This is a genomic window from Actinomyces israelii DSM 43320, assembly GCF_000711965.1.
Taxonomy (GTDB): Bacteria; Actinomycetota; Actinomycetes; order Actinomycetales; family Actinomycetaceae; genus Actinomyces; species Actinomyces israelii.
In genome coordinates, this window is the sequence record NZ_JONS01000066.1 from 1 (window position 1) to 14,289 (window position 14,289).

General features: G+C 70.4%; 10 protein-coding genes and 1 pseudogene. 1 reads left to right on the forward strand and 10 read right to left on the reverse strand.

Features of this window, described 5'->3' with window-relative positions; genetic code table 11:
* The 6 genes from O145_RS17695 to O145_RS14280 all read right to left on the reverse strand — a co-directional run.
* Window positions 1-226, reverse strand: a 226-nt coding sequence (locus tag O145_RS17695; protein WP_169740376.1) for a transposase family protein, incomplete at its 3' end; no start/stop codon positions are given.
* A 257-nt stretch (window positions 227-483) separates the two neighbouring features.
* Window positions 484-786, reverse strand: coding sequence for a response regulator (locus tag O145_RS16715; protein ID WP_411265965.1), 303 nt, complete (start codon window positions 784-786; stop codon window positions 484-486).
* A 241-nt stretch (window positions 787-1,027) separates the two neighbouring features.
* Window positions 1,028-1,789: an SAM-dependent methyltransferase gene (locus tag O145_RS14265; protein ID WP_043564182.1), complete on the reverse strand. Its 762-nt coding sequence runs from the start codon at window positions 1,787-1,789 to the stop codon at window positions 1,028-1,030.
* A 413-nt stretch (window positions 1,790-2,202) separates the two neighbouring features.
* Window positions 2,203-2,871 (reverse strand): response regulator transcription factor, encoded by a 669-nt coding sequence (locus O145_RS14270; protein ID WP_043564184.1) that lies wholly within the window; start codon window positions 2,869-2,871, stop codon window positions 2,203-2,205.
* On the reverse strand, window positions 2,868-4,091 hold the full coding sequence (locus tag O145_RS14275; protein WP_229118603.1) for a sensor histidine kinase: 1,224 nt from the start codon (window positions 4,089-4,091) through the stop codon (window positions 2,868-2,870). The genes O145_RS14270 and O145_RS14275 overlap by 4 nt, the downstream gene beginning before the upstream one ends.
* Window positions 4,092-4,180: 89 nt before the next feature.
* Entirely contained in the window at window positions 4,181-6,970 is a 2,790-nt protein-coding gene (locus tag O145_RS14280) for a lysylphosphatidylglycerol synthase transmembrane domain-containing protein (RefSeq protein ID WP_043564186.1), read from the reverse strand.
* Between the two features lie 622 nt (window positions 6,971-7,592).
* Here O145_RS14280 and O145_RS14285 point away from each other — a divergent pair.
* The gene (locus O145_RS14285) at window positions 7,593-8,816 is read left to right on the forward strand and encodes an endonuclease/exonuclease/phosphatase family protein (RefSeq protein ID WP_043564188.1); all 1,224 of its coding nucleotides are present in this window, start codon (window positions 7,593-7,595) and stop codon (window positions 8,814-8,816) included.
* A 216-nt stretch (window positions 8,817-9,032) separates the two neighbouring features.
* On the opposite strand, the gene O145_RS14290 is transcribed toward O145_RS14285, so the two are convergent.
* The 4 genes and pseudogenes from O145_RS14290 to O145_RS17700 all read right to left on the reverse strand — a co-directional run.
* Entirely contained in the window at window positions 9,033-11,675 is a 2,643-nt protein-coding gene (locus O145_RS14290; RefSeq protein ID WP_043564189.1) for a heavy metal translocating P-type ATPase, read from the reverse strand.
* 131 nt (window positions 11,676-11,806) lie between these two features.
* Window positions 11,807-12,070: a heavy-metal-associated domain-containing protein gene (locus tag O145_RS14295; protein WP_043564190.1), complete on the reverse strand. Its 264-nt coding sequence runs from the start codon at window positions 12,068-12,070 to the stop codon at window positions 11,807-11,809.
* Between the two features lie 24 nt (window positions 12,071-12,094).
* The gene (locus tag O145_RS14300) at window positions 12,095-12,376 is read right to left on the reverse strand and encodes a metal-sensitive transcriptional regulator (RefSeq protein WP_043564192.1); all 282 of its coding nucleotides are present in this window, start codon (window positions 12,374-12,376) and stop codon (window positions 12,095-12,097) included.
* Between the two features lie 1,379 nt (window positions 12,377-13,755).
* A pseudogene (locus O145_RS17700) lies at window positions 13,756-14,289 on the reverse strand (transposase); the annotation flags it as partial.

Here is a 14,289-nt window from a genome sequence, read left to right on the forward strand (position 1 = left end):
AGGCGGGCAGGCCCAGCCTTGTGCGCGCCTCGGCGTCCAGGCCGGCGGCCCACTGCCCGATGGCCAGCAGGCTGCGCGCTCCGGACAGCACGGCCCCCACCGCCACGGCCAGGATCACCTCCAGCCGGTGCCTCATTCCCCGGGCGCACCTGGGATCGGGCACGGTGGACAAGACCTGCATCAGGCTCGGCTGGCGCCCAGCAATGTTGATAGGGGAAGATGGCATAGCGGCGCGGCTCCTGACGACGAAAGGGTGCGTAGGACACACCCATCGTCACCCCAGGAACCGCGCCGCACCCCCACCAACACACCCACGACTACGCCGACCCCCTGGGGCCGTGTCCAAGCCGGGGGGCGACGCGTCAAGGTCCGCAAGGATAAGGTGACGGCCCGGAAGGTGGACGAGTTGCTGAACTCTGCCGCTCGCTTTGTCCGGGCCGTCGGCGTCCGCAGTGACTTCGGGCCTGTGTCTGGAGCGGAAGTTCAAGGACGACGGCGGTGCAGACGTGAGCGACCGCCCTGGTCGGAGTGGCTCGGGCCACCGCGGATCGCCTCGAAGGCGTACTCGTCGATGTCGAAGGTGGTCAGGACCAGGACCCTGGGCTCGGAAGCGTCGACGATGCGGCGGGACGCCTCGACCCCGTCCATCCGCGGCATCCGCACGTCCATGAGGACGACATCAGCCTCCACCCCGGCCGGCAGCTCGATAGCGGTGGGGCTGTAGTCGGCCTGCGGTCCCGTTTCAAGGGTGCTGCCGTGGGAGGCGACCCTCTCGCGTGTTCCCACCAGGCCGTGGTCGGGCAAACGGGTCGGGACTCTGGGTGATCGGCCGAGCCGGGTGCAGAGGCTGGGCCCGGCATGCTGTCGGAGTCGGGCCCGGCTGCCCCTGAGCCGTCGTCGAGTGCCCGCTTCGAGGATATGAGGACGGCGGGGGCGGGTGGGGTTGCTCCGCGGAGCGGGGGACGTCGCCGGGCCGGGCCGATCTCAACGCGGAAGCGACCGGTCTCGGTGGAGGGGGCGGGTGTGATCAGGGGTGCTGGACGGCGAGGGTGACGTGTGTGTGTCCGGGGTAGGTCGGATCGGGGCGCGACCGCTGGAAGGTCACGGTCATGCCCAGGCGGGTGCAGGCATTGGCGATCCAGGACGACGCGATCAGCTGGGACTGCGGGATGCTGAGGTCCGTGTCCCAGTGAAGGGCCGGCTGACGGCGGCTCTCGAGCGCTGTGTGCTCCACCGGACGGACGACGGGCGAATCGGCGGCCCCGACAAGGGATGTGGCTGCACGTCGGACCTCTTGCGTCGAGATGATCAGAAGACCGCCCGGGGCCAGATGGTCGCCCGCCAGCTTGAGCACATTGCAGCGTTGAGCGGCGTCGAAGAGGGCGAGGCCGGCAGACGGGATGTGGATGGCTTTGAAGTCCTCGGGAAAGCAGAAGTTCCGCATGTCCGCCAGTCGCAGCTCGACGCGTGCGGCGACGTCGGCGCGCGCCGGTGTGGACGGGACGAGCCGCTCGGCCATGTTGGCCAGGTTCTCCGGATCGGTGTCCGCTGCGAGAACCCGGTGCTCGGCCGCCGCAAGCAGGAAGGGTGTGCGGGGCCTGCCGCAGCTGAACTCGAGGATGCGCTGCTCGTCCAGATTTGTCGGACAGGCCCGGGAGAGGACGTCGAGCACGCTCTCGATCTCGAAGTGGTCGCGTGCGGCGAAGGAGTGGGAACCTGTTGCGCTTGAGACCGGGCGCAGCGGTGCGGCGTCAATGACGGGGGAATTCCATGGGAACTTCAACAGCATGCTTCCGGGAGGGTGAGGAGAGGGTGCCGTGTGGGTGGAGTTCGTTTGGAGTGAACTCCACCCACACGGGCAGGGACCCTCAGGGATGGCCAGGGACCTTACGGGGATTTTCAGGGGCCTTCAGGGAGGCCAGGGACTTTTCAGGGAGACTCAGGGGCAGTTCAGGGAGGTTCAGGGACCAGGGACGCTCAGGGAAGTCAGGAACGCCCAGGGATTCTCGGGGATCAGGGACGGCTTATTAAATTCAGAAACGGGGAACGAAAATTCTCCAATTGAAGAGCCAACGGGCACTTGAAGGGGAAGAGTACATGTAACGCCGCCCTTGTTCTCTATGAGGAATCCTGACAGGGATAATCATGCACGGGCCGCCAAGGGTGCACATCCTCCGATCGTCTCATCCGATCGGAGGAAGGTCAGACAAGTCCGTTGCGTAGGGCGTAGACGACCGCGCCGACCCGGTCCTGGACGCCGAGCTTGGCGATGATCGCGGAGACGTGCGTCTTGACGGTCGTCTCGCTCAGGTGCAGCCGGGTGGCGATCTGCCGGTTGGACAGCGCCTCGACCATGAGGACCAGCACCTCGGACTCCCGCGGGGACAGGGTGACGCCCGGCGGCAGGGCCTCCGAGGCGTCGGGAGAGGTGGCCGCGGGCGTGGTGGGTGCGGACCAGCCGCCGATAATGGCCGAGGAGGCCGGGGACAGGACGGTGTTGCCGGCGGCGACATTGCGGATGGTGTCCGCCAGGGTCTCCACCCGGTCCTCCTTGGCAATGAAGCCGCGCACTCCCGCCGCCAGGGCGCGGTTGAGCACGCCGTCGGCCACGAAGGTCGTCAGAATGAGAATGGCGATGTCGGGCCGCTCCCTGTGAAGCATCTCCGCCAGGGTCATGCCGTCCAGGCGCGGCATCTGCACATCCAGGAGCAGGACCTGGATCTCCGGCGCCTCCGGCGAGCGCAGCAGGGCGAGAGTCTCCCGGCCGTCGCAGGCGGTCCAGACGACCCGGATGTCGTCGGTGGTGGCGAGGAGCTCGGTGAGGGTGCTGCGGACCAGGGCGTCGTCGTCGGCCAGGCCCACGCTGATCATGAGTCACCTCCGGGAAGAGGGGTCCGCGTGCTGGCGACCGGGACCGTGGCGGTCACGATCCAGGCGCCGTCGTCGGCCAGCGTGGTCAGCTCGCCCCCGATCGCCGTCAGGCGCTCGCGCATGCCGAGCACGCCTGAGCCGGAGTGCGGCAGGTCGCCCGGGGTCGTGCGGATCCGGTTGGTGGAGACCAGGCGTATGGCCTCGGGCCCCAGCCGCAGCGTCAGGGTCACGGGTGCGCTCGGCTCGGCGTGGCGGACGACATTGGCGCCCATCTCGCGCGCGACCCGGGACAGGGTGGAGGCCTGGGACCGCGTGGGGGAGGCGGTCCCGCGGCACTGGTAGGTGACGTCGAATCCGGAAGCGGCAATGTCGTCGCTCACGGCGCGCACCGCGGCCCCGAGGTCGGTGACGACGTGCCCGAGCCCGGTGGCGTGGGTGACGTCGAGGGCGAGCTCGGGGGCCGCCCGCCGCAGGGTGCGCAGCAGAAGGCGCAGCTCGTGAAGGGCGTCGGCGGCCGTCGTCTCCAGAGCGGCGAACTCCTGACGGGCGGCCTCCGGATAGGACGCGTCCGCGGCGGCGCGCTGGGCCCGCAGGGCCGTCTGGGACATGGAGTAGGCGATGAGGTCGTGCATCTCGCGCGAGATCTCCAGCCGCAGCTCCTCCAGGCGCTCCTCCGCGCGGCGGGCCTCAGCCAGGCGGGACTGCTCGCTCGCCCGCACCGTGGCGCCCATGGGGATGAAGAGGAGCCCCATTGTGGTGTAGAACACCAGGCCCACGAAGTCGTTGAGGGCAATGGTGTCGCCGGCTTGCCGTTGGAGGGATAGGAAGTTGGCGACGATTGCGACGGCGAAAGCCGCGCCCGCATAGCCTGTCGGAAGAAAGCGTCCCGCGAAGAAGAAAAAGGCGAGCTGGGTCAGCATCATGTCCGTGGCGTAGGTGTTCGGCAGGGCGAGCAGGAGGAACCAGCAGATAAGGTAGGCGGACATGCCCCATACGGGCCGCAGCGGAAGCAGAATGAGGATGATGAGCGCCGCGACCATAAAGGCCAGATCAATGGCGTGGAGGCTGCCGCGGAGTTCGGATGTACTGATATTCAGCGCAATGTTAGCGACGCCGACGAGGGCGCCGATTCCCACATTGATTGGGCGGTTGGTCAGGTGGGGGAGGCTGAGGCGCCAGCGGGGAGCAGGGGAGGAGAGCCCATGCAAGGTTGTGCTCATGGTGCCCTTAATCATAGGAAGTTGCTGTCACCTCGATACCATAGCAAGGGCACGCAAGGGGGAGTGGTAGCGACAAGCCGCGTCATCATCTACAGATCTCCTGCTCGCTGGAGGCGCTGCAGGCTCAGCCAGCCCACGGGGATGGGGGCCCAGAAGGTGACCAGGCGGTAGACGATCGCGGCCGACAGCGCCACCCCGCTCGGGATGCCGGCGGTCACGAGCCCGGCCGTCAGCGCGATCTCAACCGGACCGATACCGCCCGGCGACGGGACCACCGAGCCGACCGTATTGGAGGCCAGGTAGGTGATGGCCAGGACCGAGAAGGGGAGCGTGTAGCCGAAGGCCCACAGGCTCGCGCTGAAGGAGAGGACATAGCTCAGGCTCAGCAGGAAGGTCCCGCCCACGCCCAGCGCCAGGCGCAGCGGGTTCGACATGATCCACACCAGACGCGGCCACACCTGGCGATAGGTCGGCTCGACCTTCCCCCACACCCAGGTGCGCACCCGCGGTATGAACAGTGCCGAGCCGATGACCGCCACCAGCATGACAGCGCCCAGAACGAGCCAGACCGAGGGCAGGGTCAGGCCGGTGGACTGGCCGGTCATCGCCGCCAGGACAATGAGCAGCACAATCGTCACCAGGAACTGGACGACCTGGACGAGCGCGACGGTGGCGACGGAGATGGGAGTGGGCACGCCCTTGCGGTTCAGGAACCGCAGGTTGAGAGCGGCGCCGCCGACACCGGCGGGGGCCACCAGGGCGACCACCGAGCCGGCCAGATGCACCTCGGTGGATCTCCACACGCTCAGGCGCACCGGGCTGAAGGCGACCAGGGCGAGTGCCGCGCCGATATAGGTCGCCAGGGAGAAGGCGAGCGCCGCGAGGATCCACCACACATTGGCCGTGGCCACGGCGGCGCTGATCTGCTCGAAGTTCAGGCGCGCCAGCAGCGTCCACAGGGCCACAAGGCCGACGATCGCCATGATCACGGTCCGCGGGGAGAACCGGGCGAGCCTGGCCGGCTCGGCGTGGGCCGTGGGGGTCAGGTCCACCAGGGCGTCGCGCAGCTCCTGGAGGAGGCGGCCGCGCCGTCCCAGGGCGTCGCGGGTGGACGCGGGCAGGACGACGCGCTGAAGCATCGGCGCGATGGAGGCGAGCTGCGGGGTGGTCAGCGAGCGGGAGGCGGCGGCGATGGCCCGGTCGACGCCGACGACGGAGGCCGTCAGGGCGAGGGCCTGGGCCAGGTCCATGCGGCGCGACAGCTCGGAGGAGATCGTCTCGCCGGAGTCCCAGTCCAGGAGCCAGACGCGGCTGGCGGAGTCGACGACCACGGTGGAGGAGTCGATGGCGCGGTGGGCCAGGCCCGCGGCGTGAGCCCGGCCCAGCTGGTCCCACAGCTGGCCCAGGATGTCATTGGAGACCGAGCCGAGGGAGCCCAGGGCGCGGGCGCCGACGACGTGATCGGTCACCAGCAGGACGGACTCATCGGCCTCGGCCATGCCGAACGGCGCGGGCGTGCGCACATGGGCGCGCCGGGCCTCCAGGGCCATGAGCGCGGCGTGCTCGGCCGCGGAGCGCACCGACAGGCCCTGCTCGGAGGACAGCCCCTTAATGCGGATGCGGTCCCACAGGGTGGAGATGAAGCCCGCCACCTGGCGGTCGGTGTCGAGAACGGTGACGTCGTAGCGGGTGCCGTTGGCGTCCCATACGGCATAGAGCCGATGCACCGAGGGCCGGCCCTCGGTCAGCGCCTCCGAGGACGCCTCGGCCAGGACCGCCGTTGGATCGACGTCGTCGGCCCTCACGATTGTCGCCGTCTCCTCCGGGAGCAGCGCGGCCGCCGGCTCGTCGGATCCGGCGGACTCGTCCGGCTCGTCGAGGTGCTCGAACAGGTTGGGCGAGGAGTCCGCCCAGCCGTCGTCGAGCTTGGGCATGGTGGCCGGCATGGTCAGCGGGTTCTCCCGCACCTGCTCGGTGTAGCCCAGCGGGGTATCGGTCTCGATCGTCCAGGCGCTCGCCTCGGGGGCCGGGTCCATGCGCACCACCCGCACGGCGTCGATGCTGGCGCGGCGCAGGGCCCGCACGAGCGCGACGCCGTGGGCGCGCCGGTCCTCCACGCCGAAGGCATAGCGGACCACCAGGCCCGGCAGGCGGCCCAGCAGCACGGACAGGACCGCGCCGGGCAGGGTCAGCGCGCCGCGCAGGACCGCCAGTCCGACAATGATCCACACGGCGGTCCAGCCGTAGCGCACCGTCTGGGAGGTTCGTCGCTCGCCTGCCCCGGTGAGCAGGCCCGACAGGATGGCGAAGACCGTGGAGATGCCGACCTGGGCGGTGCCCGAGGCGGTGACCGTCAGCCCGGCGACAATGGTGGTGGGGCCCCAGGTGGCCACGACGACGAGAGCCGCCCAGGACAGGATAAAGCCGCCCATGGCGCCCAGGAGGGCCTCCCCGGTGGTGCGCCAGGAGCGGCGCAGGAGGTTGGACAGGATGACGGCCACGGGTACCGCGAAGGTCGCCAGGCCCTCGATGGTCTGCAGGGGGAAGACGAGGATCTGGCGCAGGACGACGGCGAGGGCGTTGCGCACGTCGAGGGTGACCGCGGTGGTCGTCGCGTGCGCGTAGGCGGCCAGGATGAACATGGAGGCGGCGCCGACGGTGGTCATGGCGAGGTCGAGCAGATCCTCGGTGCGGCGCAGGCGGTGGGGCGCAGCGTCCACCAGGAGGGTGGATGAGCGCGGAGAGGGCGTGGCCTGCGGGGCCGGTCGCTTGGGGGCGGAGGCGAGGCCGATCCGGGGGATGCCGACGGGCGAGGTCACCGGCGCCGAAGGTATCGTGGCGGCGGCGTCCTGCGAGCCTGGAGACAGATCGGATGTCATGCTACGAGTCTAAGGGTGGTTTCATGGGCTCCGCCTCACTCGCGGGTATGACCTCAGTGGAGTGAGGTATAAGTAGAGGAGCGGCTTCAAGGACAGGGGTGCGGGGAGGGTACGTGCAGTATAGACCCTTGAGGCCTTCAAGCGGATGTTACCACTGTCGCATACGGTTCATGGATGCGAGCGCGCATAGTGTCTGCTCGCGTCTGCGCGGGCCGGTGAGGGGCCTGGGCCGCTGTTCCCGCTCGAGGCCCGCGCCGGACTCCCTGGCGCGACGGGCCGGCGGCCGTATGAGGAGAAATCTCTCACAGGGGCGGTGGTGGGAGTGCGACGCCGGCTCCGCAGGGCGGGCAGGGGCGGGCGGACCGTGCGCCCCTTTCGCCGAGATCGGTCGATCTCGGCGAAAGCGGGCGGAGGGGGCTGGCGGTGCGAGGAGCGGGTGGGGCGGACGGTGGTCCTGGGCGTATCGGCAGTGGCACGATGGGGGTGCGCGGCGCCTCCGGCGCGGGTGGGACTCCGCTCCGCGCGCCTCACGCACCGCCCCGGAACCCGACCGCCTCAGCGAAAGCCCCGCCGCCGCTCACGACCGCAGTGAGAGGTCCTCGCCGGTGAATAGGAAGAAAATATGGTTGAGATCTGTCGCAGGTGCGCAGTGCTGGCGCTGATGGTGATCGTTGTTGTTGGAGGTCTCGGCGGGGGTCCGGCGGCTCGCGCCGAGGATGAGGGCGGCGCTGGTGAGGACATCAAGGCCGGCAGCTTCAATATCCTGACATATCGTGACAAGAACAACGTGTCGCCGACGTCGTGGCACGAGCCCGACAACCGGTCAAAAATGATACCAGAGATCATCAGGGACAACGATTGGGACGTCGTCGGCCTTCAAGAGGTGGGGACCGCCTTCGCGCGCGACGACGGTTCCATGACGCCCAGCCAGATCGAGGACCTGAGGGACTCCGCGAACTTGTCAGCATATGATTTCGCGGCGACCGACAGGGAGGGCTGCAACTTCTCCTTGTGGGACGCGAAGCCGAAGAACTGGACGCAGCCGATCGCCTACAAGCGGGACAAGTTCGAGCCGGTCGCGCAGGGGTGCTTCGTGATGTCTGAGACGCCGAACGACTTTTCTGCGTCGAGCTTCGGGTGGCCGCGCAACGTTGCGAGCTGGCTCAGGCTGAGGAGCAGGGCCACAGGCGAGGAGCTCTACATGTTCAATGCGCATGTGGCCGCGAATATAGGTCCGATGGGCGGGGGCGGGAAGAAAGTATCGCAGAAGAGGTATCGCAACCATCAGGTCGACCAGGCGAGGGCTCTTCTCTCGCAGATCAGGAGCATCAACACCGAGCGGCTTCCCATGATACTGACCGGAGACTTCAACTCGACCCTCGAGACGACCCCGGTATCGGCGGCGAAGACGGTTGTCGATTCGGGGATGTTCGTTGACGCGTACAGCAGCGCGGAGACGGTCCTGGCGGACGGGGGAACCTGGAACGGGCTGGTTGAAGGCGATAAGCACGACAAGATAGACCATATTTTTGTGGGGGACGAGATCGCCCCCACCGTCTCGAGCTACGCCGTCGTTCCGACGATGAGGAAGGACGCCGACGGGACACTGCACTTTGCCTCCGACCACAACGCCGTTTCGGCGCAGGTCATTCTTCGGTGGCCGCAACCATCGGCTCCCGATCCGCAGGGAGCCGACCAGGGGCCGGCCGTCGTCGTGCCCTCGGGCGCAGCAGGCGGGTACGCGCACGGCTGGTTGGGCGCCATCAGCCTGATCGGCGCCCTGGCCGTGGTTGCACAGGTCTTATTCGTGAAGAAGTCGGTGGGAAAGGGGCGACATCAACGATAGTCCCCAGAGCTCGGGGACGGTCCGCGCCCGGGCGAGGTGCAGCTGTCACAGCTCCTCCGCCCAGGTGCCGGCGGACCTCTGGACCGCGTCCATGACGTTGAGGGTCCTGGTCATGGTCTCGGCGCCGGACGGGACCGATCTCGGTGCGGAAGTGAACCGATCTCGGCGAAGGGGGCGGGGACGGGCGAGCTCGGCCCGATCAGCGGGTGCGCGGGGCTACGCACCGGCCCGGCGCAGGCGCAGGGAGTTGGTCACCACGATGACGCTGGAGGTCGCCATGGCGGCCCCGGCGATCATCGGGTTGAGCAGCCCGGCGGCCGCCAGCGGGATCGCCGCCACGTTGTAGGCGAAGGCCCAGAACAGGTTCTGCCTGATCGTGCGCAGCGTCGCCCGGCTGATGCGGATCGCCGCGACCACCGCGTCCAGGTCGGCGCGCACGAGCGTGATGTCGGCGGCCTCGATGGCCACGTCCGTGCCCGAGCCCATCGCGAAGCCCAGGCCGCGGGTGCCCGCCTGCGCCAGGGCCGCCGCGTCGTTGACGCCGTCGCCGACCATGCCGACAACGTGCCCGCGTTCCTGCAGCTCGGCGACGACGTCGCGCTTGCCGCCCGGCAGGACGTCGGCGCGCACGTCCTCGGCCGCGATCCCGACCTCCGCGGCCACGTGCGCCGCAGCACGGGCATTGTCCCCGGTCAGCAGGATCGGCCGCACCCCCAGCGCCCGCAGCTCGGCGACGGCGGCGCGCGAGCTCGGGCGCACCGTGTCGCGCACCGCCAGCACGGCGACTGCGGCCGGGGTCGCGCCGGTGCTGCCACCTCGGTCGGCGCCGTCCTCGACGGCTCCGTTCTCGCCGGCCCCACTGGGGTGCGGGGCGGCCGCGAGCACGACGGCGGTGGCGCCGGAGGCCTGGGAGGCCGCCACGGCGTCGTCCAGCACCTCGGGGATCGCTATGCCGCGCTCGGCGATCCAGGCCGGACGGCCGACGGCGACCTCGCGGCCCTCCACGCGCCCGGTCACGCCCCGGCCCTCGTGGTTGGCGAAGTCCTCCACGCGGGGCAGCGGGGTGCCCGTCCCGGCGTCGGCCCGGGCGGCCTCGGCGGTGCTGTCGGCGTCGGCGCCGGCGTCCGCCCCGCCGGCCCGGGCCCCGGCCGCGGCCCGGGCGGCCCGCGTAATGGCGGCGGCCACCGGGTGCTCGCTGGCCGCCTCGAGCGCGCCCGCCAGGCGCAACGCCTCGGAGCGGGTGGCGCCGCCCGCCACCGTGACGGCGCCGTCGTCGTCCGCCTCCAGGCTCATGCGGCCCTGGGTGAGCGTGCCGGTCTTGTCCAGCACGATCGTGTCCAGGGCGCGGGTGGACTCCAGCACCTCGGGGCCCTTGATGACGACGCCGAGCCGGGCCGCGCGCCCCGAGCCCACCAGCAGGGCAGTGGGCGTGGCCAGGCCCAGCGCGCACGGGCAGGCGATGACGAGCACGGCGACGGCCGCCGTGAGCGCGGGCTGCGGCGGGTAGCCGAGTCCGAGCCACACGGCGAAGGTCGCGGCCGACACGATGAGGACGGCGGGCACGAACACGCCCGAGATGCGGTCGGCCAGGCGCTGCACCGGGGCCTTGCCCGCCTGGGCGGCCGTGACCATCGCCCCGATGCGGGCCAGGGTCGTGCCCGCCCCGACGGCGGTGGCCCGCACCAGCAGCGATCCGGAGGTGTTGACGCACCCGCCGGTGACGACGTCGCCGACCCCGACCTCCACGGGCACCGACTCGCCGGTGAGCATGGAGGCGTCCACGGCCGAGCGGCCCTCGACGACCACACCGTCGGTGGCGATCTTCTCCCCGGGCCGCACGGCCAGCAGGTCGCCCGCCGCCAGGGCGTCGACGCTCACGCGCTCCTCGGTGCGGGTGGCCTCGGGCAGGGGGGCGCCGTCGTCGTCCAGGACATCGACCGCGTCGGTGGAGCCCGACGGCGAGGCCAGGCGCACCCGGGTGGCCTCCTTGGCGCCGAGCTCGAGCAGGGCGCGCAGGGCGTCGCCGGAGCGGTACCTGGCGCGGGCCTCGGCGTAGCGGCCGGCCAGGAGGAAGGTGGTGACCCAGGCGGCCGACTCGAAGTACATGTGGGCCGCCTGGCCCTGGTGGCGCGGCATGAGCTCCATGGTCATGCGCATGCCGACCTCGCCCGCGCCGCCCCAGATGAGCGCCCACAGGCTCCAGCCGGTGGCGGCGATGACGCCCAGGGACACGAGCGTGTCCATGGTGAAGGCGCCGTGGCGCAGGGCGCGGGCGGCGGCCCGGTGGAAGGGCCAGGCGCCCCAGGTCGCCACCGGCAGCGCCATGAGGGCGACGGTCCACTGCCAGCCGGGCAGTTGGAGGGCCGGGATCATGGAGATCACCATGACGGGGACGGACAGGACGAGGCTGTAGACCAGGCGCAGCCGCAGCTCCGCGGCCCGGGCGGCCTGGGAGGCGCCGATGCGCGGGGGCGCGGGGGCTGCGGGTGCGGGGACCGCCTGGGGCGTCGGGGTTGTGGCCCGGGCGGGGGCCTGCGCGGCATCGGGCTCGCCGGGGGCCGGTGCGGCTCTGAGCCCGCCGGGCGCCGCGGCGGGGGCGGGGCCGGCCTTGAGCCGGGCTGTGTAGCCGGCGCGGGCGACGGCGGCGATGAGCTCCTCGTCGGAGACCGGCGCGGCGAGCTCGATGCGGGCGGACTCGGTGGCGAGGTTGACCGAGGCGCTCACGCCGTCGAGCTTGGAGAGCTTCTTCTCCACGCGCGCCACGCACGACGCGCAGGTCATGCCCCCCACCGCCAGGTCGACGGTGCCCGCGGGGGCGGTGGCGATGTCGGTGAGCGGCGGTCCGCTGGACTGGCTCATGGTGGATCGGACTCCTGGACTCGGGTGCTGGGCCCGGGCGCACCCGGGCAAGGGACGGGCCGGTCGCGGCGCGTGCTGCGCGCGTCCCGGCCCGTCGTCGGGTCGTTGGGCGAGGCGGGTGCCGGCTGGGGTCAGGCCACGTCGCGTTCGACGGCGTCGAGGCTGTAGTCGCCGGCCTCATCGATGGCCTCGGCCAGGGCGGCGTCGTCCAGGACGACGTCGGAGACCACGGTGGCCACCGACTGGCCGCCCTTGCTCAGGACGACGGAGACGTTCTTGACGCCGTCAAGGGCCTTGAGTTCCTCGGTGACGTGGGCGACGCAGTGGTCGCAGGTCAGGCCCGAGAGCTTGAGGGTGGTGGTGCGGTCGGTGCCGTCGGCGGTGAACTCGGACATGGTTGTGCTCCTTGGGTTGTGCGTTCAGGACCGCACGAGGCGGGCGATCGCGTCGGAGGCCTCGCGGATCTTGGCCTGGCCCTCGGCGTCGGAAGACTGGGCGGCGTGAATGACGCAGTGGCTCATGTGGTCCTCGAGCAGGCCGAGGCTGACGGCCTGGAGGGCCTTGGTGGCCGCGGCGACCTGGGTGAGGACGTCGATGCAGTACGTGTCCTGCTCGACCATGCGGGAGATGCCGCGAATCTGGCCCTCAATGCGGCGCAGCCGCTTGAGGTAGTCGTCCTTGGTGCCTGTGTAGCCGGCCATCCGCGTCTCACTTCCTCCCCGGCTTCTGCCCGATACGTCGAGGTGCTCGCAACGATACCCCCAGGGGGTAGGGGTGTCAATAGGGTGAGCTGGGCGGCGTCGTGTGTCGGTTCGGCGGCAGGGCGGGGGCCGGGCGGCGGTGCGTGTTGACTCGGCCGTGGTTGAGGTCGGGACGTGCAGCCCGAGCCGGGGTCGGGACCGGCCGTATGGCCCGGATTGAGGCCGAGGCGTGCGACGCGACGGTCCGGTAGGGCCGGTTCCCGAGTGGTTGCGCCTGGTGGTGGCGGGCTCGCGGCCCCAGTGGCTCCCGCGGGCGCGATCGCTGAGGGCCACGTCCGGCGGCGGGCCTGCGGCCTGTTCTGCGAGGCGCGGTTCGGATGGTGTGGCGCGGCACCTGCACATGGGAGAGAAGGGCTTCGTCGGAGTGGGCGCTGGCTTTCCGCATGGTCCTGAGGTTCTCCAGATTCCGTCAAGACGAGCTGACGCGTTCCCATGTGCGCATTAGGGGGTCTGTGCACATGGGAGTACGACAACCTATCTTGACGGCGATATAGAAACCCCGAAATTCCGGGGAAAAGTCGGTCCTGCGTCATTGAGGCCCCGCTCTCCCATGTGCAGCTCTCCGCCCCGCCCCGGAATCGTCGGCCCCGATCCTGTGATGCGACTGCCAGACGGGCGGCGCACAGTTAAAAATCTTGTCCTGTGGTCAATCGACGGTACCGACGAGGGGTGTGATCGCGCCGTCAGCGGGCCGACGCGCCCCCCAACCCTGAGGCACTCGGCGTCGCCGACCTTCGAGCTGGACCGGTCTCGGCGAAGGCGACAGCGGGGGTTGCGAGGGGTTGCGGGAGGGCGCTCCGTCTGGGTGCCCGCGTGGAGCGCGCGGGAACATGAACGCACCTTCACGCGACGAACCTCCGTTGACGTCGGGGCCCGCCGCCCGTCATCGGCCCGGGGTCGCTCATGCGGGTCGGTGATCACGAGGGACGTCCCGCCTCCGGGGGTCCCTCGCGGTCATGGGGCTCTGGTTTGAACGCGGGGGCTCTGACCGAGCGGGCAGGGGACCTGCTGCCCGGCACCGGCTTATCAGAGCCTGTCGAGACCCTGGGGCTCCTTGAGCTGGCCTTCTCCTAGCCGAGAGGCGACCGCCTGCGCACTTTCGCGGCGACCAGCACGGCTGCACTCGATGAGAATCTGCGCGACGTCGCGGTTCTGCGATGCGGGCGGAGCGCAGTGCGGTGCTGAGAGCGCGTGGGAGCGTCACCTTGCGGGGGCGCTAGTGCCTGTTGGGTGCTTCGAACCGATCTCGGTGCGGAAGTGAACCGATCTTGGTGAAGGGGGCGGGTGGGGAGGCTCGGGGGGTGCTCCTATGTGGTGTGTCAAGCGGTGGTGGGTAGCTGTGCTGCTGGTTGGGGGTCGTAGAGGGCTCCGTCTCGGATCATGGCGTTCAGGGTCGGGATGCGGCGGTGGGCCAGGGCGAGGACGGCTTGGCCCGGACGTTTGCCTTGGTCTCGTTTGCGCTGGTAGCAGGCGCGGCTGATGGGGTCGGATCTGAGGGAGGCGAAGGCGGAGCCGAACATGGCTCTCTTGAGTCTTTTGTTTCCGGCGTGGGAGACGCCTCTCGCCCTTGATCGAGGACCCCGGCCTCCTGGTCACCGGTGCCAGGCCGGCGTAGGAGGCCAGCTGGGCCCCGGTGGCGGGGGTCTTGCCCAGGGTCTCGGCCAGGAGGACGGCGGCGGCCGGGACCCCGATGCCGGGCATGGAGGCCAGGACCGGGCAAGAGAGGGTGGGCCTCCACCAGGGCCTCGACACGGCCGGCGATATCAGCCCTTTGGGCGTGCAAGGCGATGAGCCGGCGGGCCAGGTGGGGCAGGACCGCCCCGGCGGCATCAGTGCCTGCCACCGTCACGGTC

What these genes read in the sequence shown, in the direction of transcription:
- O145_RS14265 (WP_043564182.1), bottom strand. Translation starts at nt 1,789, where the DNA reads ATGCTGTTGAAGTTCCCATGGAATTCCCCCGTCATTGACGCCGCACCG.
- O145_RS14270 (WP_043564184.1), bottom strand. Translation starts at nt 2,871, where the DNA reads ATGATCAGCGTGGGCCTGGCCGACGACGACGCCCTGGTCCGCAGCACC.
- O145_RS14275 (WP_229118603.1), bottom strand. Translation starts at nt 4,091, where the DNA reads ATGAGCACAACCTTGCATGGGCTCTCCTCCCCTGCTCCCCGCTGGCGC.
- O145_RS14280 (WP_043564186.1), bottom strand. Translation starts at nt 6,970, where the DNA reads ATGACATCCGATCTGTCTCCAGGCTCGCAGGACGCCGCCGCCACGATA.
- O145_RS14285 (WP_043564188.1), top strand. Translation starts at nt 7,593, where the DNA reads ATGGTTGAGATCTGTCGCAGGTGCGCAGTGCTGGCGCTGATGGTGATC.
- O145_RS14290 (WP_043564189.1), bottom strand. Translation starts at nt 11,675, where the DNA reads ATGAGCCAGTCCAGCGGACCGCCGCTCACCGACATCGCCACCGCCCCC.
- O145_RS14295 (WP_043564190.1), bottom strand. Translation starts at nt 12,070, where the DNA reads ATGTCCGAGTTCACCGCCGACGGCACCGACCGCACCACCACCCTCAAG.
- O145_RS14300 (WP_043564192.1), bottom strand. Translation starts at nt 12,376, where the DNA reads ATGGCCGGCTACACAGGCACCAAGGACGACTACCTCAAGCGGCTGCGC.